Here is a 26,171-nt window from a genome sequence, read left to right on the forward strand (position 1 = left end):
CCCGTCCCCCGCGCCCCGCCACCGCCGTCCCCCGCGCCCCCTCCGACCGGCGTCCCCACCAATTCACCGGCCCCGCCGGCCGGGCCGGTGGCGCCCGGGGTGTCAGTGGACGCCAGTAGGGTGTGAGGCATGGCAGACCCCTCCAGCTACCGCCCCAAGCCGGGACAGATCCCCGACTCGCCGGGGGTCTACAAGTTCCGCGACGAGCACCGCCGGGTGATCTACGTCGGGAAGGCGAAGTCCCTGCGCCAGCGGCTCGCCAGCTACTTCCAGGACCTGGCGGGTCTGCACCCGCGCACCCGCACCATGGTCACGACGGCCGCCTCCGTCGAGTGGACCGTCGTGTCCACCGAGGTCGAGGCGCTCCAGCTGGAGTACTCCTGGATCAAGGAGTTCGACCCCCGGTTCAACGTCAAGTACCGGGACGACAAGAGCTATCCGTACCTGGCCGTCACCCTCAATGAGGACTTCCCGCGCGTCCAGGTCATGCGCGGCCAGAAGAAGAAGGGCGTGCGGTACTTCGGCCCGTACAGCCACGCCTGGGCCATCCGCGACACGGTCGACCTGCTCCTGCGCGTGTTCCCCGTGCGCACGTGCTCCGCCGGCGTGTTCAGGAACGCCGAGCGCACCGGCCGCCCGTGCCTCCTCGGGTACATCGGCAAGTGCGCGGCGCCGTGCGTCGGCCGGGTGGACCCGCAGGAACACCGGGATCTGGCCGAGGAGTTCTGCGACTTCATGGCCGGCCGTACCGGCACCTACATCCGCCGCCTGGAGAAGGACATGATGCTGGCGGCCGAGGACATGGAGTACGAGAAGGCCGCCCGGCTCCGCGACGACATAGGGGCCCTCAAGCGGGCCATGGAGAAGAGCGCGGTCGTCCTCGCCGACGCCACCGACGCCGACCTGATCGCCGTCGCCGAGGACGAGCTGGAGGCTGCCGTGCAGATCTTCCACGTCCGCGGCGGCCGGGTGCGCGGTCAGCGCGGCTGGGTCACCGACAAGGTCGAGGCCGTCGACACCGCCGGCCTCGTCGAGCACGCGCTCCAGCAGCTGTACGGCGAGGAGACCGGCGACGCCGTCCCCAAGGAGGTCCTGGTCCCGGCCCTCCCCGAGGATCTGGACGCGGTGACGCAGTGGCTGTCCGGCCGCCGCGGCTCGCAGGTCTCCCTGCGCATCCCGCAGCGCGGCGACAAGAAGGCGCTGATGGAGACCGTCGGCCGCAACGCCCAGCAGGCCCTCGTCCTGCACAAGACGAAGCGGGCCAGTGACCTGACCACCCGCTCGCGCGCTCTGGAGGAGATCGCCGGGGCGCTGGACCTGGAGACGGTGCCGCTGCGCATCGAGTGCTTCGACATCTCCCACCTCCAGGGCGAGGACGTCGTCGCGTCCATGGTCGTGTTCGAGGACGGCCTGCCCCGCAAGAGCGAGTACCGCCGCTTCCAGATCAAGGGCTTCGAGGGCCAGGACGACGTCCGCTCGATGCACGAGGTGATCACCCGCCGCTTCCGGCGGTACCTCGCCGAGAAGGAGAAAACCGGCGAATGGGCCCTGGAGGAGACCGACGGCGAGGTCCCCGCCCAGGCACCGGAGGAGGACGGGCGGCCGAGGAAGTTCGCGTACCCGCCGCAGCTCGTCGTCGTCGACGGCGGGCAGCCGCAGGTGGCCGCCGCCCAGCGGGCGCTCGACGAGCTGGGCATCGACGACGTGGCCGTGTGCGGCCTCGCCAAGCGCCTGGAGGAGGTCTGGCTGCCCGGCGAGGACGACCCGGTCGTGCTGCCGCGCTCCAGCGAGGGGCTGTACCTCCTCCAGCGGGTCCGTGACACGGCGCACGACTTCGCCATCCGGTACCAGCGCACCAAGCGCCACAAGCGGATACGGACCAGCCCGCTCGACGCCGTCCCGGGTCTCGGTGACGCGCGCAAGCAGGCGCTGATCAAGTACTTCGGCTCGGTGAAGCGCCTGAGGCAGGCGACAATCGAGCAGATCTGCGAGGTGCCGGGGTTCGGCCGGAAGACCGCCGAAGCCGTGGCCGTGGCCCTCGCGCAAGCGGCTCCGGCCGCCCCCGCCGTGAACACGGCGACAGGAGAGATCATGGAAGACGACGACGGGGGACACGGACATGTCTGAGCACCACCCCACGGCGGAGCCAGAGCCGACAGAGCGAGAAGACGGAGCAGCACACGTGAGTACGGGCACGACGATCGAGGCCGGAGAGGCCGCCGAGGCGGCCATCCCCGAGCTGGTGATCATCTCCGGTATGTCCGGCGCCGGCCGCAGCACCGCCGCCAAGTGCCTGGAGGACCTCGGCTGGTTCGTCGTCGACAACCTGCCGCCCGCGCTGATCCCCACCATGGTGGAGCTCGGCGCCCGTTCCCAGGGAAACGTGGCGCGCATCGCCGTCGTCGTCGACGTGCGGGGCCGCCAGTTCTTCGAGAGCCTCCGCGAGTCCCTCGCGCTCCTCGACGCCAAGCAGGTCACCCGCCGCATCGTCTTCCTGGAGTCGTCCGACGAGGCGCTGGTCCGCCGCTTCGAGTCGGTGCGCCGCCCGCACCCGCTCCAGGGCGACGGCCGGATCGTCGACGGCATCGCCGCCGAGCGCGACCTGCTGCGCGAGCTGCGCGGTGACGCCGACCTGGTGATCGACACCTCCAGCCTGAACGTCCACGAACTGCGCGCCAAGATGGACGCCCAGTTCGCGAGCGACCAGGAGCCGGAGCTGCGCGCCACGGTCATGTCGTTCGGCTACAAGTACGGCCTGCCGGTCGACGCGGACCTGGTCGTGGACTGCCGCTTCCTGCCCAACCCGCACTGGGTGCCGGAGCTGCGCCCGTTCACGGGCCTGAACGAGGAGGTGTCCGGCTACGTCTTCAATCAGCCCGGCGCCAAGGAGTTCCTCGACCGGTACACCGAGCTGCTCCAGCTGGTCTCCACCGGCTACCGCCGCGAGGGCAAGCGGTACGTGACGATCGCCGTCGGCTGCACGGGCGGCAAGCACCGCTCCGTCGCCATGTCCGAGAAGCTCGCCGCCCGGCTCGCCTCGGAAGGGGTCGAGACCGTCGTCGTCCACCGGGACATGGGGCGCGAGTGAAGCAGTACCGTCGGCGTACGACGCTGTCCGTCCGTACGCTCCGCAGGCGCGGCACCCAGCCCAAGGTCGTGGCCCTCGGCGGCGGCATGGGCCTGTCCGCGTCCCTCGCCGCGCTGCGCCGCATCACCGGTGACCTGACCGCCGTGGTCACGGTCGCCGACGACGGCGGGTCGAGCGGCCGGCTCCGGGAGGAGCTCGGCGTGCTGCCGCCCGGGGACCTGCGCAAGGCCCTGGCGGCGCTGTGCGGCGACGACGACTGGGGCCAGACGTGGTCCCGCGTCATCCAGCACCGGTTCCAGTCCAAGGGCGACCTCCACGAGCACGCGGTCGGCAACCTGCTGATCGTCGCCCTGTGGGAGCAGCTCGGCGACCACGTGCAGGCGCTGGACCTGGTGGGCCGCCTGCTCGGCGCGCACGGACGGGTGCTGCCCATGTCGGCGGTACCGCTGGAGCTCCAGGCGCTGGTCAAGGGCCATGACCCCGACCGCCCGGACGACGTGGACACCGTCCGGGGCCAGGCGACCGTGGCGCTCACCCCCGGCGAGGTGCAGTCCGTGCACCTGGTGCCGAACGACCCGCCCGCCGTGCCGGAGGCGGTCGCGGCCGTGCTCGACGCGGACTGGGTGGTGCTGGGCCCGGGGTCGTGGTTCTCCTCGGTGATCCCGCACCTCCTGGTGCCGGAGCTGCTGGAGGCGCTCGTCGAGACCAAGGCGCGCCGGGTGCTCTCGTTGAACCTCGCGCCGCAGCCCGGAGAAACCGAGGGCTTCTCTCCGCAGCGTCATTTGGAGGTTTTGGGACGACACGCCCCTAAACTCGCCCTGGACGTGGTGCTGGCCGACGAGGCCGCCGTGCCCGACCGCGAGTCCCTCGCAGAGGCCGCCAAGCGGCTCGGTGCCGCGGTCGAGCTGGCCCCGGTGGCGAGGAAGGACGGCTCGCCGAAGCACGACCCGGAGCTGTTGGCCGCCGCGTACGACCGTATTTTTCGGATGCATGGAAGGATCGGCCCATGGCGATGACGGCAGCGGTGAAGGACGAGATCTCCCGGCTCCCCGTCACCCGGACCTGCTGCAGAAAGGCGGAGGTCTCGTCGATCCTGCGGTTCGCCGGTGGGCTGCACCTGGTGAGCGGGCGCATCGTGATCGAGGCGGAGCTGGACACCGCGATGGCGGCACGCCGCCTGAAACGGGACATCGCGGAGATCTTCGGGCACGGCTCCGAGCTGATCGTGATGGCACCGGGCGGGTTGCGGCGCGGCTCGCGCTTCGTCGTCCGAGTGGTGGCGGGCGGTGACCAGCTGGCCCGGCAGACCGGGCTGGTGGACGGCCGGGGCCGCCCGATCCGGGGCCTGCCGCCGCAGGTCGTCTCGGGTGCCACGTGCGATGCCGAGGCCGCCTGGCGCGGCGCGTTCCTGGCGCACGGCTCGCTGACCGAGCCGGGCCGCTCGTCGTCCCTGGAGGTGACCTGCCCGGGCCCGGAGGCGGCGCTCGCGCTGGTCGGCGCGGCACGGCGGCTCTCCATCGCGGCCAAGGCCCGCGAGGTGCGGGGCGTGGACCGCGTGGTGGTACGGGACGGGGACGCGATCGGCGCGCTGCTGACCCGGCTCGGGGCGCACGAGTCGGTGCTGGCCTGGGAGGAGCGGCGGATGCGCCGTGAGGTCCGCGCCACCGCCAACCGGCTGGCCAACTTCGACGACGCCAACCTGCGCCGTTCGGCCCGTGCCGCGGTCGCGGCCGGTGCCCGGGTGCAGCGCGCCCTGGAGATCCTCGGCGAGGAGGTCCCCGAGCACCTGGCGGCGGCCGGCCGGCTGCGCATGGAGCACAAGCAGGCATCCCTGGAGGAGCTCGGCGCCCTCGCCGACCCGCCGCTGACCAAGGACGCGGTCGCCGGCCGGATCCGCCGCCTGCTGGCCATGGCCGACAAGCGGGCCCAGGACCTGGGCATCCCCGGCACGGAGTCGAACCTGACGGAGGAGATGGCCGACGGCCTCGTCGGCTGACGACCCTCCCGCCACCGCCGACCGCCGACCGCCGGCACCCGGCACCCGGCAGCCGGTCCCGACCGCCGGCGCCCGGGCCCGACGGTGACCGCCGGCTTCCGGCCACCGGCTCCCGGCCGCCCCGCCCGCGGCCCCGGGCCTCGCCGGCCCCTTCGTCCCGCCGGCCGTCGCCGCGCCGCCCGCCGCCGCCCCACCCGGAGCGGCGGCGGGACCCGGCCGGGCACCCCGAGGCGCTATTGACATGATCATGAAGAGTCATGAGCCTGGCGCCTGTCCACTTCCGTGGCAGACAACAGCAAGGGGGGCACATGGGACGCAGAGCGAGATCGATCCTCGCCGCGGCTTCACTGCTGGTGGCCGGGCTGGCGGCGGCACCCGTCGCCGGTGCGCAGCAGCAGGACGAGGGGACCGGCGGAGGCGGCAGCCTCTCCGTATGGCACGCGAAGGTGACCAGGGAGCAGGTCCCGCTCCTGCTCGACGCGGGTACCGACGGCCACGAACTGACCGAACAGGTACCGGACAAGGGCACCGCCACCGTCGAGCTGTACCTCACCGAACGGCAGGCCGCGGCGCTCCGCGACAAGGGCGTCGCCGTCACCGGGCACGACCTCGCCAAGGCCACCGAGAAGCGCCTCGCGGCAGCGGGCGACGGCGTCTTCCGCCCCTACGGAGGCAAGGGCGGCCTCAAGGAGGAGATCCTGGCGACCGCACGGGCCCACCCGGCCCTCACCAAGGTCGTCAGCATCGGCAGGACCGTCAGGGGCCAGGACATCCTCGCCCTCAAGCTCAGCAAGGGCGCCAGGAAGCACAAGGACGGCTCCAAGCCCGCCACCCTGTACCTCTCCAACCAGCACGCCCGCGAGTGGATCACGCCCGAGATGAACCGGCGGCTGCTCCACCACTACCTCGCCGGCTACGGCAAGGACCCGCGCGTCACGAGGATCGTCGACACCACCGAACTGTGGTTCGTGCTGTCGGCCAACCCCGACGGCTACGACCACACCCACGCCGACCCGGCCAACCGCCAGTGGCGCAAGAACCTCCGCGACAACAACGGCGACGGCCGCATCGCACCCGGTGACGGCGTCGACCTCAACCGCAACTTCTCCTACAAATGGGGTTACGACGACGAGGGCTCGTCACCCGACCCGGCCGACGAGACCTACCGCGGCACCGGCCCGATGTCCGAACCCGAGACGAAGGCCATCGACGCGTTCCAGAAGCGGATCGGCTTCCAGTACGGCATCAACTACCACTCCGCCGCCCAGCTGCTCCTGTACGGCGTCGGCTGGCAGGTCGCCACCGACACCCCCGACGACGTCCCCCTCAAGGCCCTGGCCGGGACGCCCGCCAGGTCCGCGGTCCCCGGCTACCGCCCGCAGGTCTCCTCCGAGCTGTACACCACCAACGGCGAGGCCGACGGACACGCCGCCAACGTCAACGGCATGCAGATGTTCACCCCGGAGATGTCCACCTGCGCCACCGCCTCCCGCGTCGACCCGAACGACGCCTGGGAACCGGCCGACTGCGCGTCCGTCTTCACCTTCCCCGACGACGAGAGGCTGATCCAGCAGGAGTTCGCCAAGAACGTCCCGTTCGCCCTCGCCGTCGCCGAGTCGGCCGCCCGCCCCGACGACCCGGTCTCCCCGGTAGGCACCGCCGCCCCCGCCTTCGTGCCCGACACCTTCACCACCTCCTACGCGTACGACGGCGCCGACCAGGAGGTCGCCGTCACCGCCCGCAAGTCCCTGCGGGACAAGGAGCTCAAGTACCGCGTCAACGGCGGCCGTACCCACGACCAGCGACTCGACGCCTGGGAGGGCGGCGAGACGTACGGCGGAGAGGACAACCTCTACTACGACGAGTACCGCGCCGAGGTCCAGGACGGCGAACCCGGCGACACCGTCGAGGTCTGGTTCACCGGCCGCACCCGCGACGGGAAACGCGTCTCGTCCGCCCCCTTCACCTACACCATCGCCGAGCGGCCCCGCGGAGACGTCCTGGTGCTCGCGGAGGAGGGCGGCACCGCCCCGGCGCGGCACGCCGCCACGTACACCGAGGCGCTGAGGGGCACCGGCCGCCGGGCCGCCGTCTGGGACGTCGCCACCCAGGGCGTCCCGCACCCGCTGGGCGTCCTCGGCCACTTCGGCACCGTGGTCCGGTACACCGGCGCCGCACGCCCCTCCGGGGACACCACCCTCGCCGTGCGGGAGTACCTCAACGAGGGCGGCAAGCTGGTCGAGGCCGGCGAGCAGGCGGGCGGACCCGTCGACATCGGCCGCGCCGACTCCGACGACTTCGCCCAGTACTACCTCGGCGCCTACCGCCGCTCCGGCATGGCGGACCCCGGCTCCTTCCAGGGCACGGGCCGCTTCGCCGGCACCCGCGCCCCCCTCGCCGACGCGCCCGGCAACCCGCTCGACAGCGCCGGCGCCTACACCGTCACCTCCGACACGCTCGACCCGAAGCGGTTCCCGCAGTTCCGCAGCACCGCCGCGGGTGACTACCCCGGCGTGCGCACCCCCTTCGAGCCCTACGAGGGCGAGACCTTCGCCGCCGCCCGGCACGCCGACAACGCCTGGATGCGGCTCACCCGGACCGTCGACCTGACGGGCACGGACGCGGCGGCCGCCCCGGCGCTCCGATTCCGGCTCAGCCACGACACCGAACCCGGCTACGACCACGTGATCGTCGAGGCGCACACCGTGGGCCAGGGCGACTGGACGACCCTGCCCGACACCGGGGGCCGCTCCTCCACCGCCGTGCCGGCCGACTGCGGCGAGGGCTACTACCTCGCCGGGCACCCCTTCCTGGCGCACTACCTCACCCTCGGCCGGGACGGCTGCACCGCCACCGGCACCAGCGGCGCCTGGCACTCCTTCACCGGCACCTCGGGCGGCTGGCAGCCGGTGTCCGTCGACCTGAGCGCCTACGCCGGCAAGCGGGTCGAGCTGTCCGTCTCGTACGTCTCCGACCCCGGCACCGGCGGGACCGGCGTCTTCGTCGACGACACACGACTGGTGACCGGGAGCGGTGCCGGCGAGAGCGAGGGCTTCGAGACGTCGCTCGGCGCCTGGAGCGTCCCCGGCCCGCCGGCCGGCAGCCCGGGCAACGCGTCCGACTGGGCGCGCTCACCCGCGCTGTTCCACTCCCGGGCGGCGATCACCACCCGTGACACCGTCCTGCTCGGGTTCGGTCTGGAGCACGTACCCGATCCGTCCCAGCGCAAGCGGCTGCTGGGCAGGGCGCTCGGAGCGCTCGCGCGCTGACGAGCGCACCCCCGCGCCGACGAGCGGTCCGGCGCTGACGCTCGGTAGCCGGACGAACGCCCCGGTGGACCGTACTGTCCAGTAGGACGGAGTTCCGGTCCACCGGGCTCGTCCGGGTGCGCTGGATGTCACTCCGCCGCCTGGAGGGAGGTAGGGTCGTAAGCGGTCGGGGACATCCCAAATGGAAACTCGCCGGCGTCGAAAACCGGCGTACCTAACGAGGAGATCGGTTCGTGACGATCCGCGTAGGCATCAACGGCTTTGGCCGCATCGGTCGTAACTACTTCCGCGCGCTGCTGGAGCAGGGTGCAGACATCGAGATCGTGGCTGTCAACGACCTGGGTGACACTGCGACCACGGCCCACCTGCTGAAGTACGACACCATCCTGGGCCGCCTCAAGGCCGAGGTGACCCACACCGCCGACACGATCACGGTCGACGGCCACACCATCAAGGTGCTCTCCGAGCGCAACCCGGCCGACATCCCGTGGGGCGAGCTGGGCGTCGACATCGTCATCGAGTCGACCGGCATCTTCACCAAGAAGGCCGACGCCGAGAAGCACATCGCCGGTGGCGCGAAGAAGGTCCTCATCTCGGCTCCGGCCACCGGCGAGGACATCACCATCGTCATGGGCGTCAACCAGGACAAGTACGACGCGGCCAACCACCACGTCATCTCCAACGCCTCCTGCACCACCAACTGTGTGGCGCCGATGGCCAAGGTCCTCGACGAGAACTTCGGCATCGTCAAGGGCATGATGACGACGGTCCACGCGTACACCAACGACCAGCGCATCCTGGACTTCCCGCACAAGGACCTCCGCCGCGCCCGCGCCGCCGCGGAGAACATCATTCCGACCTCGACGGGTGCCGCCAAGGCCACCGCCCTGGTCCTCCCGCAGCTGAAGGGCAAGCTGGACGGCATCGCCATGCGCGTCCCGGTCCCCACCGGCTCGGTCACCGACCTGGTCCTGGAGCTGGACCGCGAGGTCACCAGGGACGAGATCAACACCGCCTTCCAGAAGGCCGCCGAGGGCCAGCTGAAGGGCATTCTCGAGTACACCGAGGACCCGATCGTCTCCTCCGACATCGTCAACTGGCCGGCCTCCTGCACCTTCGACTCGCTGCTCACGATGGTCCAGGGCAAGCAGGTCAAGGTCGTCGGCTGGTACGACAACGAGTGGGGCTACTCCAACCGCCTCGTCGACCTCACCGTCTTCGTCGGCGGCCAGCTCTAAGAAACCGGGTACCAGGGCAGGCACTTCGATGTGAGCGCAGGGCTCGGGCAGCGCAACGCCGCGCTGTACGAGCCCTGACGCTTGCGCCGATATTCCAAGGAGTACGGAGCTACAGGGACAGATGAAGACGATCGACGAGCTTCTCCGCCAAGGGGTCGAGGGCAAGCGGGTATTCGTCCGCGCCGACCTCAACGTGCCGCAGGACGGCACCACCATCACCGACGACGGCCGCATCCGCGCGGTCCTGCCCACCGTCAAGGCGCTGGCCGAAGCCGGTGCCAAGGTCGTCGTGGCCTCGCACCTCGGCCGCCCCAAGGGCGCGCCGGACCCCGCCTTCACCCTGCGGTTCGCCGCCTCCCGGCTCGGTGAACTGCTCGGCCGCCCCGTCGCCTTCGCCGGTGACACCATCGGCTCCGAGGCCCACTCCGCCGTCGCCGGCCTGGAGAACGGCCAGGTCGCCGTCCTGGAGAACCTGCGCTTCAACGCCGGCGAGACGTCCAAGGACGACGCCGAGCGCGCCGAGTTCGCCGCCCGCCTCGCCGCCCTCGCGGACGTGTACGTCGGCGACGGCTTCGGCGCCGTGCACCGCGGGCACGCCTCCGTGTACGACCTGCCCCGGCTGCTGCCCGCCTACGCCGGGTACCTGATCGCCACCGAGGTCGGCGTCCTCAGGAAGCTCACCGACGACGTCAAGCGTCCGTACGTGGTCGTCCTCGGCGGTGCCAAGGTCTCCGACAAGCTCGGCGTGATCGACCACCTGCTGGAGAAGGCCGACCGCATCCTCGTCGGCGGCGGCATGGCGTACACCTTCCTCAAGGCCAAGGGGCACGAGGTCGGCATCTCCCTGCTCCAGGAGGACCAGATCCCGGTCGTCCTGGACTACCTCGCCCGCGCCGAGAAGCGCGGCGTGGAGTTCGTGCTCCCGGTCGACGTCCTGGTCTCGCCCGACTTCCCGGACCTGAAGACCAAGGCGCCCGCCCACCCGCAGACCGTCGCCGCGGACGCCATCCCGGCCGACCAGGAGGGCCTGGACATCGGCCCGAAGACGCGCGAGCTGTACGCCTCGAAGCTCGCCGACGCCGGCACGGTGTTCTGGAACGGACCGATGGGGGTCTTCGAGCACCCCGACTACGCGGGCGGCACCAAGGCCGTGGCCCGGGCCCTGTTGGACTGCGACGGATTCACCGTCGTCGGCGGTGGCGACTCGGCCGCCGCCGTGCGCACCCTGGGCTTCGACGAGAACGCTTTCGGACACATTTCGACCGGTGGCGGCGCCAGCCTCGAGTACCTCGAGGGCAAGACGCTTCCCGGCCTCGCCGCACTGGAGGACTGAGCCTTTTATGAGTACCCGCACCCCGCTGATGGCGGGCAACTGGAAGATGAACCTCAACCACCTCGAGGCCATCGCCCACGTCCAGAAGCTCGCCTTCGCGCTGAACGACAAGGACTACGACCACGTCGAGGTCGCGGTCCTGCCGCCCTTCACCGACCTGCGGTCGGTCCAGACCCTGGTCGACGGCGACAAGCTGAAGATCAAGTACGGCGCCCAGGACATCTCGGCGCACGAGTCCGGCGCGTACACCGGTGAGATCTCCGGCTCCATGCTCGCCAAGCTGAAGTGCACGTACGTGGCCGTCGGCCACAGCGAGCGCCGCCAGTACCACGGCGAGAGCGACGAGCTCTGCAACACCAAGGTCAAGGCCGCCTTCCAGCACGGGCTCACCCCGATCCTCTGCGTCGGCGAGGGCCTCGACGTCCGCAAGGCCGGCGAGCAGGTTCCCCACACGCTCGCCCAGCTCGCCGGCGGCCTGAAGGACGTCCCGGCCGAGCAGGCCGAGACGATCGTGATCGCCTACGAGCCGGTGTGGGCCATCGGCACCGGCGAGGTCGCCACGCCCGAGGACGCGCAGGAGGTCTGCGGGGCGATCCGCGGGCGCCTCGCCGAGCTGTACTCCAAGGAGCTGGCCGACAAGGTCCGCATCCAGTACGGCGGCTCCGTGAAGGCGTCGAACGTGGCCGCGATCATGGCCCAGCCCGATGTGGACGGCGCCCTGGTGGGCGGCGCGGCACTCGACGCGGACGAGTTCGTCAAGATCGTCCGGTTCCGCGACCAGTGAGTGGGGTCCCCCAGCCGGTGAGTATGCGGTAGGGCGGAATCGTCGTACCCTTGCGGGGGCCGAGGCTCTTTCATCGGAGCCTGGGCCCCCGTCGTCCGTAGACGTCCGACAGTCCGTGTAATCCGAGAATTGCCAGGAAGTAGGGTCCAGCCGTGGTTATGGGGTTCTCGATCGCCCTCATCGTCTTCAGCGCGCTGCTGATGCTGCTGGTGCTGATGCACAAGGGGAAGGGCGGCGGCCTCTCCGACATGTTCGGTGGCGGCATGCAGTCGTCCGTCGGTGGCTCCTCGGTCGCCGAGCGCAACCTGGACCGCATCACCGTCGTCGTCGGTCTGCTGTGGTTCGCGTGCATTGTCGTACTTGCTCTCCTGATCAAGCTGGACAACTGACGTCTCGGTTCCGCGTCCCGGGGAGGGGTGTAACTCCAATCACTGGACGCGCGTTGGGCCTTACGTAGACTGGGGCATCTTCGAGCACCATCACGCAGGGAGTTACAACCGTGGCAAGTGGCAACGCGATCCGGGGAAGCCGGGTCGGCGCGGGGCCGATGGGGGAGGCCGAGCGGGGCGAGTCCGCTCCGCGGCTCCGCATCTCCTTCTGGTGCTCGAACGGGCACGAGACGCAGCCGAGCTTCGCGAGTGACGCGCAGGTCCCCGACACCTGGGACTGCCCGCGGTGCGGGTTCCCCGCCGGCCAGGACCGGGACAACCCGCCGGACCCGCCGCGCACCGAGCCGTACAAGACGCACCTCGCGTACGTACGGGAGCGGCGCAGCGACGCGGACGGCGAGGCGATCCTGGCCGAGGCACTGGCGAAACTCCGAGGCGAGATCTGAGCGGCCGAGGGCCCTGTGGGTGGATGACACCGACAGGGCCCGCTTTTGTGTGTCCGGGCGCCGGCCGGACCCGCTCGTGGTCGCCGCCGCCTCGTCGGCGGCGCAGATCAATTAGGTTGGAGGGGCAGCGGGGCAAGCAGGCAGGTACGAGAAAGTGGGCTGATGTCCGAGATGAATGCAGAAAGCCGCACGAGGCTCAACCGGATGCCCGAGTGGACCGCCCTCGGAAAGCACCGGGAGCAGCTGGGGCAGACGCATCTGCGTGAACTGTTCGCCGCCGACCCGACGCGCGGCACCGCCTACACACTGCGGGTCGGCGACCTCTATCTGGACTACTCCAAGCACCTGGTCACCGACGAGACGCTGCGGCTGCTGCGCGAGCTGGCCGCCGCGACCGGCGTGGCCGACCTGCGGGACGCCATGTTCCGCGGGGAGCGGATCAACACCACGGAGAACCGGGCGGTCCTGCACACGGCGCTCCGCGCCCCGCGCGACGCTGTGATCGAGGTCGACGGCGAGAACGTGGTGCCCGGCGTGCACGCCGTGCTCGACAGGATGGCCGCCTTCTCGGAGCGGATCCGCTCGGGCGAGTGGACCGGCCACACCGGCAGGCCCATCAAGAACATCGTCAACATCGGCATCGGCGGCTCCGACCTCGGTCCGGCGATGGCGTACGAGGCGCTGCGCTCGTGGACGCGCCGCGACCTGACGTTCCGTTTCGTCTCCAACGTGGACGGCGCCGACCTGCACGAGGCGATCCGGGACCTGGATCCCGCCGAGACGCTCTTCATCGTCGCGTCGAAGACGTTCACCACCATCGAGACCATCACCAACGCCACCTCCGCCCGCGACTGGCTCCTCACCGGCCTGAGGGCCGGCCAGGAGGCCGTGGCGAAGCACTTCGTGGCCCTGTCGACCAACGCGGGCAAGGTCGAGCAGTTCGGCATCGACACGGCCAACATGTTCGAGTTCTGGGACTGGGTCGGCGGCCGGTACTCCTACGACTCCGCCATCGGCCTCTCCCTGATGATCGCCATCGGACCGGACCGGTTCCGGGAGATGCTCGACGGCTTCCACCTGGTCGACGAGCACTTCCGCACCGCCCCGCCCGAGGAGAACGCGCCGCTGCTCCTCGGCCTGCTGGGCCTGTGGTACGGGGCGTTCTTCGACGCCCAGTCGCACGCCGTCCTGCCGTACAGCCACTACCTGTCGAAGTTCACGGCGTACCTCCAGCAGCTCGACATGGAGTCCAACGGCAAGTCCGTCGACCGTGACGGCAACCCGGTCGACTGGCAGACCGGCCCCGTGGTCTGGGGCACCCCGGGCACGAACGGACAGCACGCCTACTACCAGTTGATCCACCAGGGCACCAAGGTCATCCCGGCCGACTTCATCGGCTTCGCCAAGCCGGTCGCCGACCTGGAGTCCGGCCTGGTCCCGCAGCACGACCTGCTGATGGCCAACTTCTTCGCCCAGACCCAGGCACTCGCCTTCGGCAAGACGCCCGACGAGGTCCGCGCCGAGGGCGTGGCCGAGGAACTGGTGCCGCACAAGACCTTCCGCGGCAACCACCCGACCACCACCGTCCTCGCGGACGAGCTGTCGCCGTCCGTCCTGGGGCAGCTGATCGCGCTGTACGAGCACAAGGTGTTCGTCCAGGGCGCCATCTGGAACATCGACTCCTTCGACCAGTGGGGCGTCGAACTCGGCAAGGTGCTGGCCAAGCGGATCGAGCCCGTCCTGACCGGGGGCGAGGGCGGCGAGCGGCTGGACAGCTCGACCGCCGCGCTGGCCGAGCGCTACCGGACCCTGCGCGGCCGGTGATCCCGTGACGGGGGGAGACGCGGTGCGGCTGCGGCCGCCGGCCGGCATGCTCGACGAGCGGGCCATCGGCTGGTGGCGCGCCCGCTGGCTGCTCCTGACCGGGGCACCCGTACTGGCCTCGGCCGTACTCGGCGCCCTGATCGGCCCGGCCCGCTGGTGGCTGTGGCCCGCCGCCGGGATCCTGGCCGCGGCCGGTCTCGGCTGCGCCGCGTTCTTCCCCCGCTGGTGGTTCCGGTTCCACCGCTGGGAGGTCACCGACGACGCCGTCTACGTCCGCACCGGTGCCTTCCGGCAGGAGTGGCGCATCGCGCCGATGTCCCGGATCCAGACCGTCGACACCGTGCGCGGGCCGCTGGAGCAGGTGTTCCGGCTCGCCACGGTCACCGTGACGACCGCGTCCGCCAAGGGCGCCATCCGGATCCGGGGCCTCGACCACGAACTGGCGGCGGAGCTCGCCGGGCGGCTGACCCGGATCACCGGGGCCACGCCCGGGGACGCCACATGAGCCCGGGGGACGGCGCCGGCCCCGACGGGTGGCAGCGGCTCGACAAGCGGGCCGTCCTGGTGACCGCCCTGGTCATGGCCGGGCTCGCCGCCGGCGTCTGCGCACCGGTCCTGCTGGGCCTCGGCGGCGGCGCCCTGTTCGGTGACGGGCCGCGGCGCGGCGGCGTCCTCCCGCTGCTCGCCGCGGCCGTGGTGCCGGTGCTCGGAGGGGCGGCGGTGGAGTACGTGCGCTGGAGCCGCACCCGTTACCGCATCGGGCCCGAGCGGGCCGAGCTCCACAGCGGGCTCCTGCTGGTCAAGCGCCGGTCGCTGGCCCGCTCCCGCATCCGCAGCGTCGACCTGACGGCGCATCCGCTGCTGCGCGTCCTCGGTCTGGTGAAGGTCCGGATAGGCACCGGCGAGCACACCGGGGGCGACTCCACGCTCGAACTCCACCCGGTGAGCCGCGCGGAGGGCGAACGGCTCCGCCGCGAACTGCTCGCCCGTCCCGCCGCGCCGGCCGGTGACGGGCACCGGAACGGCCTGCTGGCCGCCCTGGACCCCCGCTGGATCCGGTACGCCCCCCTGTCGTTCGTCGCCCCGCTGCTCGGGGGCGCCGCGGCGGGCGGCGTGATGCAGGTCGGCGAGTGGTTCGGCGCCCAGGACGAGGTGATCACCTGGGTGGGCGACCGGTTCCGGGACACGAGCGTCGGGTGGGTCGTCCTGGCGCTCGGCACGGCGGCCCTCCTCGCGGGCGTCGTCGGCGCGCTCGGCCTGTGGGTCGAGATGTGGTGGAACCACCGCCTGGAGCGCGAGCCCGGCGGCACCCTCCGGGTGCGCAGGGGGCTGCTGACCACCCGCTCGATCTCCGTCGAGGAGCGGCGCCTGCGCGGCGTGGAGGTGGTCGAGCCGCTGGGCGCCCGGCTGGCCGGCGCGGCCCGGGTCGACGCGGTCGCCACCGGTATCGCCGAGCCCGGGGACGACCGGCACGCCGACCACAAGACGCTGCTGCCCCCCGTTCCCCGCCACCTCGCGCACGAGGTGGCGGCGCGGGTGCTGCGGGAGGCGGTGGCGCCGACCGGGACGCCGCTGACCGCCCATCCCCGGGCGGCCCGCGCCCGGCGGCTGCGGTGGGGCGCGGGGGCCGCGCTCCTGCCGCTCCTGGTGCTCGCCGTGCTCGGTGTCGTCCTCACCGGTGAGCCGGCCGAGGCGGTGTCGGTGGTGGCGGTGGGATGCGCCCTGGTACTGCCGCCCCTCGCGGTTCTGGCCGCCCTGGACGCGTACCGCGGCCTCGGCCACGGCATCAGCGGCGCCTACCTGGTCACCCGTTCGGGTACCGTCCTCCGCGCCACCGTCGCCCTCCACCGGGGCGGCGTCATCGGGTGGACGATCGGGCAGTCGTACTTCCAGCGCCGGGCCGGCCTCGTCACGCTGACCGCGACGACGGCGGCGGGAGCCGGCGCGTACCACGTCCATGACGCGGACCGGTCCGAGGGCCTGGCCTTCGCGCGGGCCGCCGTCCCAGGCCTCCTGGAACCCTTCCTGGAGCCCGCCCCGAAGCCGGACCCGGAACCGGACCCGGACCCGGACCCGGACCGGGAACCGAAGCCGGACCCGGGGCCGGGCCCCGGGCGCGCCGTCGACGACGGAGGCCCGGCCCACCCGCGGGGGTGAACCGGGCCTCATCGCGGTGCGGTGACCGGTCGTCAGACGCCCGCCGGCGGCTCCAGGGCCCCGGGCAGACGCGCGGCCGCCGCCTGGTCCAGCAGCCACAGCGTCCGCGACCTGCCGTACGCGCCGGCCGCCGGGGCCTGCATCTCGCCGGCGCCCGACAGGGCGATCGCCACCGCCTGCGCCTTGTCCTCGCCCGCGGCCAGCAGCCACACCTCGCGCGCCGCCCGGATCGCCGGGAGCGTCAGCGAGACGCGGGTCGCCGGCGGCTTGGGCGCGCCGTGCACGCCCACCACCGTGCGCTCGGTTTCCCGGACCGCCGGAAGCTCCGGGAAGAGCGAGGCGACGTGGGTGTCCGGCCCGACGCCCAGCATCAGCACGTCGAACGTCGGCACCGGGCCGTCGTCGTCCGGCCCCGCGGCGGCGGCCAGCTCCTCCGCGTACGCCGCGGCGGCGGCGTCCGCGTCGTCGCCGTAAGCACCGCCCGCCACCGGCATGGTGTGCACCCGTGCCGGGTCCAGCGGCACGCCGTCGAGCAGCGCCTCGCGGGCCTGGGTGTCGTTGCGGTCGGGGTCGCCCTTCGGCAGGAACCGCTCGTCGCCCCACCACAGGTCGAGGCGCGACCAGTCGATCGCGTCCCGGGCGGGGGACGCGCGCAGGCCGGCCAGCAGGGCGTTTCCGTTGCGGCCGCCGGTCAGGACCACCGAGGCGACGCCCCGGGCGGCCTGGGCGTCCACGATCGCGGTGATCAGCCGGGCCGCCACGGCCTGGGCCATCAGCTCCTTGTCGCGGTGGACGACGAGCTCGGGATCGCTCACGTGGCCGCCGCCTTCTTGGCCGACGACTTGGCCGTGGTCTTCTTCGCCGCGGCCTTCCGAGCGGCGGGCTCCTCATCGGCCGGCGCTTCGGCCGACTGCCCGGCCGAGGTCTCCGCGGACTCGCGTCCGCCCTCGGCCGGCCGGGCGTCCTCGCCCAGCCGCTCCACCCCGTACCGCAGCACGGACGCGTACGTGTCGTCCGGGTCCAGTCGCCGCAGCTCCTCGGCGATCAGCTCGGACGTCTCGCGGCGCTTGAGCGCCACCGCGCGGTCCGGCTGGCCCTCGATGCACAGCGTGGCGAGCGAGGCGTCCGGCCGGTGCAGCACGATGGGGCCGCAGGTGGTCTCCATCCGCACCGCCGTCAGGCCGGGGCCCGACGAGGTCGCGCGCTTCACCGGGATCTTCAGGCGGTCAGCCAGCCACATGGCCAGCAGCTCGACGCTCGGGTTGAACTCCTCGCCCTCCACCTCGGCCGACGTGACCTCGCACGTGACCTGGTCCAGGGCCGCCGCCAGCATCGAACGCCACGGCGTGATCCGGGTCCAGGACAGGTCCGTGTCGCCCGGCGTGTAGGCGGCGGCACGGGCGGCGAGGTCCCGCACCGGGTGCTCGGAGGCGTAGGAGTCGGTGACCCGGCGCTGCCCGAGGGCGCCCAGCGGGTCGTTGGCCGGGTCCGTCGGCGCGGCCACCGGCCACCAGACCACCACGGGGGCGTCGGGCAGCAGCAGCGGCAGGACGACCGACTGGGCGTGGTCGATGACCTCGCCGTACAGCCGCAGCACGACCGTCTCGCCGGTCGAGGCGTCCGCGCCCAGCCGCACCTCGGCGTCCAGGCGCGCGTTGGCCCGGTCGCGGGGCGACCGCGAGGGGCGCTTGATGACGACCAGGGTCCGCGACGGGTGCTCGCGGGACGCCTCGTTGGCCGCCTTCAGGGCGTCGTAGGCGTTCTCCTCGTCGGTGACGATGACCAGGGTGAGCACCATGCCTATGGCCGGTGTCCCGATGGCCCTGCGCCCCAGCACCAGCGCCTTGTTGATCTTGCTGGATGTGGTGTCCGTAAGGTCGGTCTTCATGGCCGGCGCCAGCTCCGTCCGTCTCGTGCGAGCATCTCGTCCGCCTCGACCGGACCCCAGGTCCCGGACTCGTACTGCGCGGGCTTGCCGTGGCGGTCCCAGTACTGCTCGATCGGGTCGAGGATCTTCCAGGACAGCTCGACCTCCTCCGTGCGCGGGAAGAGGTTGGCGTCACCGAGCAGGACGTCCAGGATGAGCCGCTCGTACGCCTCGGGGCTGGACTCCGTGAAGGACTCGCCGTAGGCGAAGTCCATCGAGACGTCCCGGACCTCCATGGAGGTGCCCGGCACCTTCGAGCCGAACCGCAGCGTCACGCCCTCGTCCGGCTGGACCCGGATGACCAGGGCGTTCTGCCCGAGCTCCTCCGTCGCCGTGTGGTCGAAGGGGGAGTGCGGGGCGCGCTGGAAGACGACCGCGATCTCGGTGACCCGGCGGCCGAGCCGCTTGCCGGTGCGCAGGTAGAAGGGGACGCCCGCCCAGCGGCGGTTGTCGATCTCCAGCTTGATCGCGGCGTAGGTGTCGGTCTTCGACTGCGGGTCGATGCCGTCCTCCTCCAGGTAGCCGACGGCCCTTGCGCCGCCCTGCCACCCGGCCGCGTACTGCGCGCGCACGGTGGACTCGCCGAGGTCCCTGGGCAGCTTCACCGCGCCGAGCACCTTGGTCTTCTCGGCGGCGAGCGCGTCCGCGTCGAAGGAGGCGGGCTCCTCCATCGCGGTCAGCGCGAGCAGCTGGAGGAGGTGGTTCTGGATGACGTCCCGGGCGGCGCCGATGCCGTCGTAGTACCCGGCGCGACCGCCGATGCCGATGTCCTCGGCCATGGTGATCTGCACGTGGTCGACGTACGACCGGTTCCAGATCGGCTCGAAGAGCGTGTTGGCGAAGCGGAGCGCCAGGATGTTCTGGACGGTCTCCTTGCCCAGGTAGTGGTCGATGCGGAAGACCTGGTCGGGCGAGAAGACCTCGTGGACGATTCCGTTGAGGTCCTTGGCCGAGGCCAGGTCGTGCCCGAACGGCTTCTCGATGACCGCGCGCCGCCAGGAGTCGCCCTTCTCGTCGGCCAGCCCGTGCTTCTTCAGCTGCTGGACCACGACGGGGAAGAACTTGGGGGGAACGGAGAGGTAGAAGGCGAAGTTGCCGCCGGTGCCCTGGGCCTGGTCCAGCTCGTCCATCGTCTTCTTCAGGGTCTCGAACGCCTCGTCGTCGTCGAAGTTGCCCTGGACGAAGCGCATCCCCTGGCTGAGCTGCTGCCACACCTCCTCACGGAAGGGCGTGCGGGCGTGCTGCTTGACGGCCTGGTACACCTCGTCCGCGAAGTCCTCGTCCTGCCACTCGCGACGGGCGAACCCGATCAGCGAGAAGCCCGGTGGGAGCAGCCCCCGGTTGGCGAGGTCGTACACGGCAGGCATCAGCTTTTTCCGGGACAAATCGCCCGTAACGCCGAAGATCACCAGGCCCGACGGCCCCGCGATGCGCGGGAGCCGTCGGTCTGCGGCGTCACGGAGCGGATTCGCTCCATGAACTGCGTTCAAGGTTTACGCCTCCGAAGGGGCGAGGCGCTTGAGCTCCGCCTCGGTCGACTTGAGCAGGTCGTTCCAGGCCGCCTCGAACTTGTCGACGCCCTCGTCCTCCAGCAGCTGCACGACCTCGTCGTAGCCGATGCCGAGCTTCTCGAGGGCCGCGAGGTCGGCGCGCGCCTGGTCGTACGTACCGGCGATGGTGTTCCCGGTGATCGAACCGTGGTCGGCCGTGGCCTCCAGGGTGGCCTCGGGCATGGTGTTCACCGTGCCCGGCGCGACCAGGTCGTCGACGTACAGCGTGTCCTTGTACGCCGGGTCCTTGACGCCGGTGGAGGCCCACAGCGGACGCTGCCTGTTGGCCTGCGCCTTGTCCAGCGCCGCCCAGCGGTCGGAGGAGAAGACCTCCTCGTACGCCTCGTAGGCCAGCCGCGCGTTGGCGAGGGCGGCCTTGCCGCGCAGGGCCTTGGCCTCGTCGGTGCCGATGGAGTCCAGCCGCTTGTCGATCTCGGTGTCCACGCGGGACACGAAGAACGAGGCCACCGAGTGGATCTTCGACAGGTCCAGGCCGCGCTCCTTGGCCTTCTCCAGGCCGATGAGGTAGGCCTCCATCACCCGGCGGTAGCGCTCCAGCGAGAAGATCAGCGTGACGTTGACGCTGATGCCCAGGCCGATGACCTCCGCGATGGCCGGCAGGCCGGCCTCGGTGGCGGGAATCTTGATCAGCGTGTTCGGCCGGTCGACCAGCCACGCCAGCTGCTTGGCCTCGGCGACCGTCGCCCGGGTGTTGTGCGCCAGGCGCGGGTCCACCTCGATCGACACCCGGCCGTCCTGGCCCTGCGTGGCGTCGAAGACCGGGCGCAGGATGTCGGCCGCGTCCCGCACGTCCGCCGTGGTGATCATGCGGATGGCTTCCTCGACCGTGACCTCGCGGGCGGCGAGGTCCGTGAGCTGCTGGTCGTAGCCGTCACCCTGCGAGATCGCCTTCTGGAAGATCGACGGGTTGGTGGTCACACCCACCACGTGCTGCTGGTCGACCAGCTCGGCGAGGTTCCCGGACGTGATCCGCTTGCGGGACAGGTCGTCCAGCCAGATCGCGACGCCTTCGTCGGAGAGGCGCTTGAGTGCGTCTGTCATGAGAATTGCATCTCCTACTAGTTCGTGTATCGGCGTCAGCGCGCAGCGGCTTCGATGGATTCCCTGGCGGCGGCGGCGACCGCCTCCGCGGTGAAGCCGAACTCCCGGAAGAGCACCTTGCCGTCGGCCGAGGCACCGAAGTGCTCCAGCGACACGATGCGACCCGCGTCACCGACGAACCGGTGCCAGGTGAGACCGATCCCGGCCTCGACCGCGACGCGTGCCTTCACCGACGGCGGCAGCACGGCATCCCGGTACCCCTGGTCCTGCTGCTCGAACCACTCGACGCACGGCATCGACACGACCCGGGTCGGAACGCCGGCGGCCTGGAGCTGCTCGCGGGCCTCGACGGCCAGGTGCACCTCGGAGCCCGTGGCGATCAGCACGGCCTGCGGCTCGCCGCCGTCCGCGTCGAACAGCACGTAGCCACCGCGGGCCGCGTCGTCGTTCCACTCGTACGTCGGCACGCCCTGGCGGGTGAGCGCCAGACCGTGCGGGGCGCCCTTGCCGAACTCCTTGGTCCAGCGGCGCAGGATCTCGCGCCAGGCGATCGCCGTCTCGTTGGCGTCGGCCGGACGGACGACGTTCAGGCCCGGGATGGCGCGCAGCGAGGCCAGGTGCTCGACCGGCTGGTGCGTCGGGCCGTCCTCGCCGAGACCGATGGAGTCGTGCGTCCACACGTACGTCACCGGCAGGTGCATGAGCGCGGAGAGCCGGACGGCGTTGCGCATGTAGTCGGAGAACACCAGGAAGGTGCCGCCGAAGATGCGGGTGTTGCCGTGCAGCGCGATGCCGTTCATCTCCGCGGCCATGGCGTGCTCACGGATGCCGAAGTGGATCGTCCGGCCGTACGGGTCGGCCTCCGGCAGCGGGTTGCCCACGGGGAGGAAGGACGACGTCTTGTCGATCGTCGTGTTGTTCGAGCCGGCCAGGTCGGCGGAGCCGCCCCACAGCTCGGGGATGACGGCGCCCAGCGCCTGGAGCACCTTGCCGGAGGCGGCGCGGGTGGCGACGCCCTTGCCGGTCTCGAAGACCGGGAGCTTCTCCTCCCAGCCGGTGGGCAGCTCGCCCGCGGCGACGCGGTCGAACTCGGCCGCCCGCTCCGGGTTGGCGGCGCGCCACTCCTGGAACTGCTTCTCCCACTTCGCGCGGGCCTCACGGCCGCGGTCGAGGGCCTGGCGGGTGTGGCCGATGACTTCGTCCGAAACCTCGAAAGACTTCTCGGGGTCGAAGCCCAGAACGCGCTTGGTGGCCGCCACCTCCTCGTCGCCGAGCGCCGAGCCGTGGGCGGCCTCGGTGTTCTGCGCGTGGGGCGCGGGCCAGGCGATGATCGAGCGCATCGCGATGAACGACGGGCGCGAGGTCTCCGCCTTGGCGGCCTGGAGGGCGCGGAAGAGGGCCTCGGGATCGAGGTCGCCGTTCTCCTTGGGCTCCACGCGCTGGACGTGCCAGCCGTACGCCTCGTAGCGCTTCATCGTGTCTTCGGAGACGGCGGTCTCGGTGTCGCCCTCGATCGAGATGTGGTTGTCGTCCCACAGCAGGATCAGGTTGCCGAGCTTCTGGTGGCCGGCCGTCGAGGACGCCTCCGCGGAGATGCCCTCCTGGAGGCAGCCGTCACCGGCGACGCAGAAGACGAAGTGGTCGAACGGCGAGGTGCCGGGAGCGGCCTCCGGGTCGAACAGGCCGCGCTCGTAGCGGGCGGCCATGGCCATGCCCACGGCGTTGGCGACACCCTGGCCCAGCGGCCCGGTCGTCGTCTCGACACCGACCGTGTGCCCGTACTCCGGGTGGCCCGGGGTCTTCGAGCCCCAGGTACGGAAGGCCTTCAGGTCGTCCAGCTCCAGGCCGAAGCCGGCCAGGTAGAGCTGGGTGTAGAGCGTCAGGGACGAGTGTCCGGCGGACAGCACGAAACGGTCGCGCCCGGTCCAGTCGGCGTCCGCCGGGTCGTGCCGCATCACCTTCTGGAAGAGGGTGTACGCGGCCGGGGCCAGGCTCATGGCCGTACCGGGATGGCCGTTGCCGACCTTCTGTACGGCATCGGCGGCCAGGATGCGGGCGGTGTCGACGGCCCGCTGGTCCAACTCGGTCCACTCGAGGTCTGTGGTGGTCGGCTTGGTGCTCACCCTGGGTCAGGGCTCCTCTCCACATGTCGAATGCCGGTGACGTAGATCCCACCGGCCGTTGTCGAGCCTACCCCCGTGAGAACGTGCAATTTTTCGAGTCATTCCAGACTGCCGGGATCGGCCGGGATCCGCCTCCTGACTGGGCCCTACGGCGTTCGGCAAGTGAATACGGAGGCGCTCATCCGATCGCTCATCCGAGCGTGGAAACCACCCTTTGCGGTGCCCTCTCCAACACGACCCACCCCCGCGAAGAGCGAGGTATGGGCAACGTCTAGAGTGGCGTGGTACGCGCGAGTCTTTACCGGGCCTTCACGCCCAGGAGTCGACTCGCTGGGATGTCTCTGTCAGGGGTGTGCGTGACGGCCGTCGAATCCCGTCCGGCGGGTGTGCTCGACAGGAGCACGGGGAAGCGGCCATTCGGGGCCCGCGTCAAGGCCTTCGTGGCGCTGACCAAGCCGCGGATCATCGAGCTGCTCCTGATCACCACGGTCCCCGTGATGTTCCTGGCCGAACAGGGCGTGCCCGACCTGTGGCTGGTGCTCGCCACCTGCCTCGGCGGCTACCTGTCGGCAGGCGGCGCGAACGCCCTGAACATGTACATCGACCGCGACATCGACGCCCTGATGGACCGCACGTCTCAGCGGCCGCTGGTCACCGGCATGGTCTCGCCGCGCGAGGGGCTCGTCTTCGGCCTCACCCTCGCGGTCGTCTCCACGCTCTGGTTCGGGCTGCTCGTCAACTGGCTGTCCGCCTGGCTGTCGCTGGGCGCGCTCCTCTTCTACGTCGTCGTCTACACGATGATCCTCAAGCGCCGCACCGCGCAGAACATCGTGTGGGGCGGTATCGCCGGCTGCATGCCGGTCCTGATCGGCTGGTCCTCGGTCACGAATTCGCTGTCCTGGGCCGCCGTCATCCTGTTCCTCGTCATCTTCTTCTGGACGCCGCCGCACTACTGGCCGCTGTCGATGAAGGTGAAGGAGGACTACGCGCGCGTGGGCGTGCCCATGCTGCCGGTCATCGCGTCCAACAAGGTGGTGGCCCGGCAGATCGTCCTCTACAGCTGGGTGATGGTCGCGGTCTCCCTGCTGTTGATGCCGCTCGGCTACACCGGCTGGTTCTACACGTCGGTGGCGCTGGCCACCGGCGGCTGGTGGCTGTGGGAGGCCCACGGCCTGCAGAACCGCGCCAAGGCGGGGGAGACGGGCGGCAAGCTGAAGGAGATGCGGCTGTTCCACTGGTCCATCACCTATGTGTCGCTGCTGTTCGTGGCGGTCGCCGTGGACCCCTTCCTGCGGTAACCGCGGACCTGTTCCGCCGACGGGCGGGTCGCGTGGCCAAGGCCACGTGGCCCGCCCGTCGCCAGTCGATCTACCCGCGAGTAGCATCCTGTCCATGGCAGACACCAAGCAGGGCGACACCACGCAGGCGGGGCCCGGAGCCGCGCGGGCCCGGGCCGAGCGCGCGGCCTCGAAGCTCGCCAAGCGGATCGAGACGTTCTCCAAGGAGCACGGCGGCGCCGAGGGCCAGCTCGCCTATATCGGCCGGATGGGCACCCGGATCGTCCTCGTCGGCGAGGACGGCGGCTGGGGCGACCTCGTCGCGCCGAGCCACGAGGTCGCCAGGATCGCCGCCGAGAAGGCGAATCTCACGCTCCACGAGTCCTTCGACGGCGACTTCGCGGCGAAGGTCCGCACCGGCCCGTACGAGTGGACCCGCATGGCGGGCATCCAGGTCGGCGGCCCCTCGAACGACTGAGGCAACACCTCGGGCGGGGGTCACCCGTTAGGACCTGTGACGGTTCAGCCATCGCAGGGAGCCCCCGCAATGATCGACACCCCGACGCTGGTGGACCAGTACTGCCACGGGGTGCTCCGCACGGAGCTGGGCCTCGGCACCTTCGAGGCCCTGCTCGGCCGGTCCGCCGGTCCGCCCGCGGCCGGCACCACCTTCTTCGACACCCAGACCGGCTTCGCGGTACGGCGCTGGTGCCCGCCCCTGCTCGGGCTGGAGCCGCACTGCCCGCCCGCGCGCTACCTGGCCCGCCGCCGCGAGCTCGGGGTCCTGGAATCGGGGCGCCGGCTGCTCCGCGCCACCGGGATCTCCACCTACCTGGTCGAGACCGGCCCGCCCGGCGACCTGACCGGCCCCGACGAGCTGGCCGCCGCCGGTGCCGCCGGCGCCCATGAGATCGTCCGCCTCGAACTGCTCGCCGAGCAGGTCGCCGACACCTCCGGCACCGTCGACGCGCTGCTCGCCAACCTCGCCCGGGCGGTCCACGGGGCGGCCCTCACCGCCGTCGCCTTCACCTCCGTCGCGGCGGTACGGCACGGGCTCGCCGCCGCCCCCGAGCCCCCGGGCCCCGGCGAGGTGCGGGGCGCCGCCGGGCGCTGGCTGGCCCGCCGCGAGGCGGGCGGGGCGCTCACCGACCCGGTGCTGCTGCGGCACCTGCTGTGGATCGCCGTCTCGTCGGGGCGGCCGCTGCAGCTGCACCTGGGTGACGACGACCCCATGACCCTCGGCGACTTCGCGGCGGCCACCGCCGGGCTGGGCACCGACCTGGTGCTGCTGCACGGCTACCCCCACCACCGGCAGGCCGCGCACCTGACGAGCGTGTTCCCGCACGTGTACGCCGACCTGGGCCCGGCGCTGGCGCGGACGGGCGCCCGGGCGGCGGCCGTGCTGGCCGAGACGCTGGAGCTGGCGCCGTTCGGCAAGCTGCTGTTCTCCAGCGGCGCGCGGGGGCTGCCCGAACTGCACGTGGTGGGGGCGCGGGTGTTCCGCGAGGCGCTCACCCGGGTGCTGGCCGACTGGGTCCGGGACGGCGCGTGGTCCGGCGCCGACGCCCAGCGGGTGGCCGGCATGATCGCGTCGGGGAACGCCCGGCGGGTGTACCGGCTCGGCTAGGCGACGGGCCCCGCCCCGGCCGGCGGGTCTCCGACAGGGCGACGGGCGGCCCGGTCCGGCGGGGCGGCCACGCCGGCGGCC

At 71.7% G+C, this 26,171-nt stretch carries 21 protein-coding genes; 16 read left to right on the top strand and 5 right to left on the bottom strand.

The window, feature by feature from the left end:
- The first annotated feature begins 129 nt into the window (after positions 1-129).
- The 13 genes from uvrC (at position 130) to IE109_RS02180 (ending at position 16,524) form a co-directional block, all read left to right on the top strand.
- Entirely contained in the window at positions 130-2,127 is a 1,998-nt protein-coding gene (gene uvrC / locus IE109_RS02120; protein WP_189548663.1) for an excinuclease ABC subunit UvrC, read from the top strand.
- Positions 2,120-3,088, top strand: a complete 969-nt coding sequence (rapZ, locus tag IE109_RS02125) for an RNase adapter RapZ (protein ID WP_189548664.1) — start codon at positions 2,120-2,122, stop codon at positions 3,086-3,088. Before uvrC ends, rapZ begins: the two co-directional genes overlap by 8 nt.
- The gene (locus IE109_RS02130) at positions 3,085-4,104 is read left to right on the top strand and encodes a gluconeogenesis factor YvcK family protein (protein WP_189548665.1); all 1,020 of its coding nucleotides are present in this window, start codon (positions 3,085-3,087) and stop codon (positions 4,102-4,104) included. Before rapZ ends, IE109_RS02130 begins: the two co-directional genes overlap by 4 nt.
- Entirely contained in the window at positions 4,095-5,084 is a 990-nt protein-coding gene (whiA, locus tag IE109_RS02135) for a DNA-binding protein WhiA (RefSeq protein WP_064073084.1), read from the top strand. Before IE109_RS02130 ends, whiA begins: the two co-directional genes overlap by 10 nt.
- A 308-nt stretch (positions 5,085-5,392) precedes the next feature.
- Entirely contained in the window at positions 5,393-8,353 is a 2,961-nt protein-coding gene (locus IE109_RS02140; protein WP_189548666.1) for a M14 family metallopeptidase, read from the top strand.
- 233 nt (positions 8,354-8,586) lie between these two features.
- On the top strand, positions 8,587-9,591 hold the full coding sequence (gene gap, locus IE109_RS02145; RefSeq protein WP_189548667.1) for a type I glyceraldehyde-3-phosphate dehydrogenase: 1,005 nt from the start codon (positions 8,587-8,589) through the stop codon (positions 9,589-9,591).
- Between the two features lie 121 nt (positions 9,592-9,712).
- Positions 9,713-10,924, top strand: coding sequence for a phosphoglycerate kinase (locus IE109_RS02150; protein WP_189548668.1), 1,212 nt, complete (start codon positions 9,713-9,715; stop codon positions 10,922-10,924).
- 7 nt (positions 10,925-10,931) lie between these two features.
- The gene (tpiA, locus tag IE109_RS02155; protein WP_189548669.1) at positions 10,932-11,708 is read left to right on the top strand and encodes a triose-phosphate isomerase; all 777 of its coding nucleotides are present in this window, start codon (positions 10,932-10,934) and stop codon (positions 11,706-11,708) included.
- A 158-nt stretch (positions 11,709-11,866) separates the two neighbouring features.
- The gene (gene secG / locus IE109_RS02160; RefSeq protein ID WP_064073089.1) at positions 11,867-12,097 is read left to right on the top strand and encodes a preprotein translocase subunit SecG; all 231 of its coding nucleotides are present in this window, start codon (positions 11,867-11,869) and stop codon (positions 12,095-12,097) included.
- Between the two features lie 110 nt (positions 12,098-12,207).
- The gene (locus IE109_RS02165; RefSeq protein ID WP_003957010.1) at positions 12,208-12,543 is read left to right on the top strand and encodes an RNA polymerase-binding protein RbpA; all 336 of its coding nucleotides are present in this window, start codon (positions 12,208-12,210) and stop codon (positions 12,541-12,543) included.
- 171 nt (positions 12,544-12,714) lie between these two features.
- Positions 12,715-14,367, top strand: coding sequence for a glucose-6-phosphate isomerase (gene pgi, locus IE109_RS02170; protein WP_189548839.1), 1,653 nt, complete (start codon positions 12,715-12,717; stop codon positions 14,365-14,367).
- A 46-nt stretch (positions 14,368-14,413) separates the two neighbouring features.
- Entirely contained in the window at positions 14,414-14,872 is a 459-nt protein-coding gene (locus tag IE109_RS02175; protein ID WP_189548840.1) for a PH domain-containing protein, read from the top strand.
- Entirely contained in the window at positions 14,869-16,524 is a 1,656-nt protein-coding gene (locus tag IE109_RS02180) for a PH domain-containing protein (RefSeq protein ID WP_189548670.1), read from the top strand. The genes IE109_RS02175 and IE109_RS02180 overlap by 4 nt, the downstream gene beginning before the upstream one ends.
- A gap of 32 nt (positions 16,525-16,556) precedes the next feature.
- On the opposite strand, the gene pgl is transcribed toward IE109_RS02180, so the two are convergent.
- Genes pgl through tkt form a run of 5 tightly spaced genes read right to left on the bottom strand, consistent with a single transcriptional unit; the run spans position 16,557 to position 23,186 of the window.
- Entirely contained in the window at positions 16,557-17,339 is a 783-nt protein-coding gene (gene pgl, locus IE109_RS02185) for a 6-phosphogluconolactonase (protein WP_189548671.1), read from the bottom strand.
- The gene (opcA, locus tag IE109_RS02190; RefSeq protein ID WP_189548672.1) at positions 17,336-18,412 is read right to left on the bottom strand and encodes a glucose-6-phosphate dehydrogenase assembly protein OpcA; all 1,077 of its coding nucleotides are present in this window, start codon (positions 18,410-18,412) and stop codon (positions 17,336-17,338) included. Before opcA ends, pgl begins: the two co-directional genes overlap by 4 nt.
- Positions 18,409-19,941 (bottom strand): glucose-6-phosphate dehydrogenase, encoded by a 1,533-nt coding sequence (gene zwf / locus IE109_RS02195; protein ID WP_189548673.1) that lies wholly within the window; start codon positions 19,939-19,941, stop codon positions 18,409-18,411. Before zwf ends, opcA begins: the two co-directional genes overlap by 4 nt.
- A gap of 3 nt (positions 19,942-19,944) precedes the next feature.
- Complete coding sequence (tal, locus tag IE109_RS02200; RefSeq protein WP_189548674.1) at positions 19,945-21,063, bottom strand: transaldolase; 1,119 nt, start codon at positions 21,061-21,063, stop codon at positions 19,945-19,947.
- 35 nt (positions 21,064-21,098) lie between these two features.
- Positions 21,099-23,186: a transketolase gene (gene tkt, locus IE109_RS02205; protein WP_189548675.1), complete on the bottom strand. Its 2,088-nt coding sequence runs from the start codon at positions 23,184-23,186 to the stop codon at positions 21,099-21,101.
- A gap of 356 nt (positions 23,187-23,542) precedes the next feature.
- Here tkt and IE109_RS02210 point away from each other — a divergent pair, with 356 nt between their 5' ends.
- The 3 genes from IE109_RS02210 to IE109_RS02220 all read left to right on the top strand — a co-directional run bounded on the left by IE109_RS02210 (position 23,543) and on the right by IE109_RS02220 (position 26,090).
- On the top strand, positions 23,543-24,484 hold the full coding sequence (locus IE109_RS02210) for a heme o synthase (RefSeq protein WP_189548676.1): 942 nt from the start codon (positions 23,543-23,545) through the stop codon (positions 24,482-24,484).
- 94 nt (positions 24,485-24,578) lie between these two features.
- On the top strand, positions 24,579-24,941 hold the full coding sequence (locus tag IE109_RS02215) for a hypothetical protein (protein WP_189548677.1): 363 nt from the start codon (positions 24,579-24,581) through the stop codon (positions 24,939-24,941).
- 69 nt (positions 24,942-25,010) lie between these two features.
- Positions 25,011-26,090, top strand: a complete 1,080-nt coding sequence (locus IE109_RS02220; protein ID WP_189548678.1) for an amidohydrolase family protein — start codon at positions 25,011-25,013, stop codon at positions 26,088-26,090.
- Positions 26,091-26,171: the final 81 nt, after the last annotated feature.

The sequence above is a fragment of the Streptomyces lavendofoliae genome, from assembly GCF_014649735.1.
GTDB lineage: Bacteria > Actinomycetota > Actinomycetes > Streptomycetales > Streptomycetaceae > Streptomyces > Streptomyces lavendofoliae.

Coding starts and splice junctions, on each gene's coding strand:
- IE109_RS02215 (WP_189548677.1), top strand. CDS start 24,579: ATGGCAGACACCAAGCAGGGCGACACCACGCAGGCGGGGCCCGGAGCC.
- IE109_RS02150 (WP_189548668.1), top strand. CDS start 9,713: ATGAAGACGATCGACGAGCTTCTCCGCCAAGGGGTCGAGGGCAAGCGG.
- IE109_RS02175 (WP_189548840.1), top strand. CDS start 14,414: ATGCTCGACGAGCGGGCCATCGGCTGGTGGCGCGCCCGCTGGCTGCTC.
- tal (WP_189548674.1), bottom strand. CDS start 21,063: ATGACAGACGCACTCAAGCGCCTCTCCGACGAAGGCGTCGCGATCTGG.
- rapZ (WP_189548664.1), top strand. CDS start 2,120: ATGTCTGAGCACCACCCCACGGCGGAGCCAGAGCCGACAGAGCGAGAA.
- secG (WP_064073089.1), top strand. CDS start 11,867: ATGGGGTTCTCGATCGCCCTCATCGTCTTCAGCGCGCTGCTGATGCTG.
- opcA (WP_189548672.1), bottom strand. CDS start 18,412: ATGAAGACCGACCTTACGGACACCACATCCAGCAAGATCAACAAGGCG.
- pgi (WP_189548839.1), top strand. CDS start 12,715: ATGAATGCAGAAAGCCGCACGAGGCTCAACCGGATGCCCGAGTGGACC.
- uvrC (WP_189548663.1), top strand. CDS start 130: ATGGCAGACCCCTCCAGCTACCGCCCCAAGCCGGGACAGATCCCCGAC.
- whiA (WP_064073084.1), top strand. CDS start 4,095: ATGGCGATGACGGCAGCGGTGAAGGACGAGATCTCCCGGCTCCCCGTC.
- tpiA (WP_189548669.1), top strand. CDS start 10,932: ATGAGTACCCGCACCCCGCTGATGGCGGGCAACTGGAAGATGAACCTC.
- IE109_RS02180 (WP_189548670.1), top strand. CDS start 14,869: ATGAGCCCGGGGGACGGCGCCGGCCCCGACGGGTGGCAGCGGCTCGAC.
- IE109_RS02140 (WP_189548666.1), top strand. CDS start 5,393: ATGGGACGCAGAGCGAGATCGATCCTCGCCGCGGCTTCACTGCTGGTG.
- IE109_RS02220 (WP_189548678.1), top strand. CDS start 25,011: ATGATCGACACCCCGACGCTGGTGGACCAGTACTGCCACGGGGTGCTC.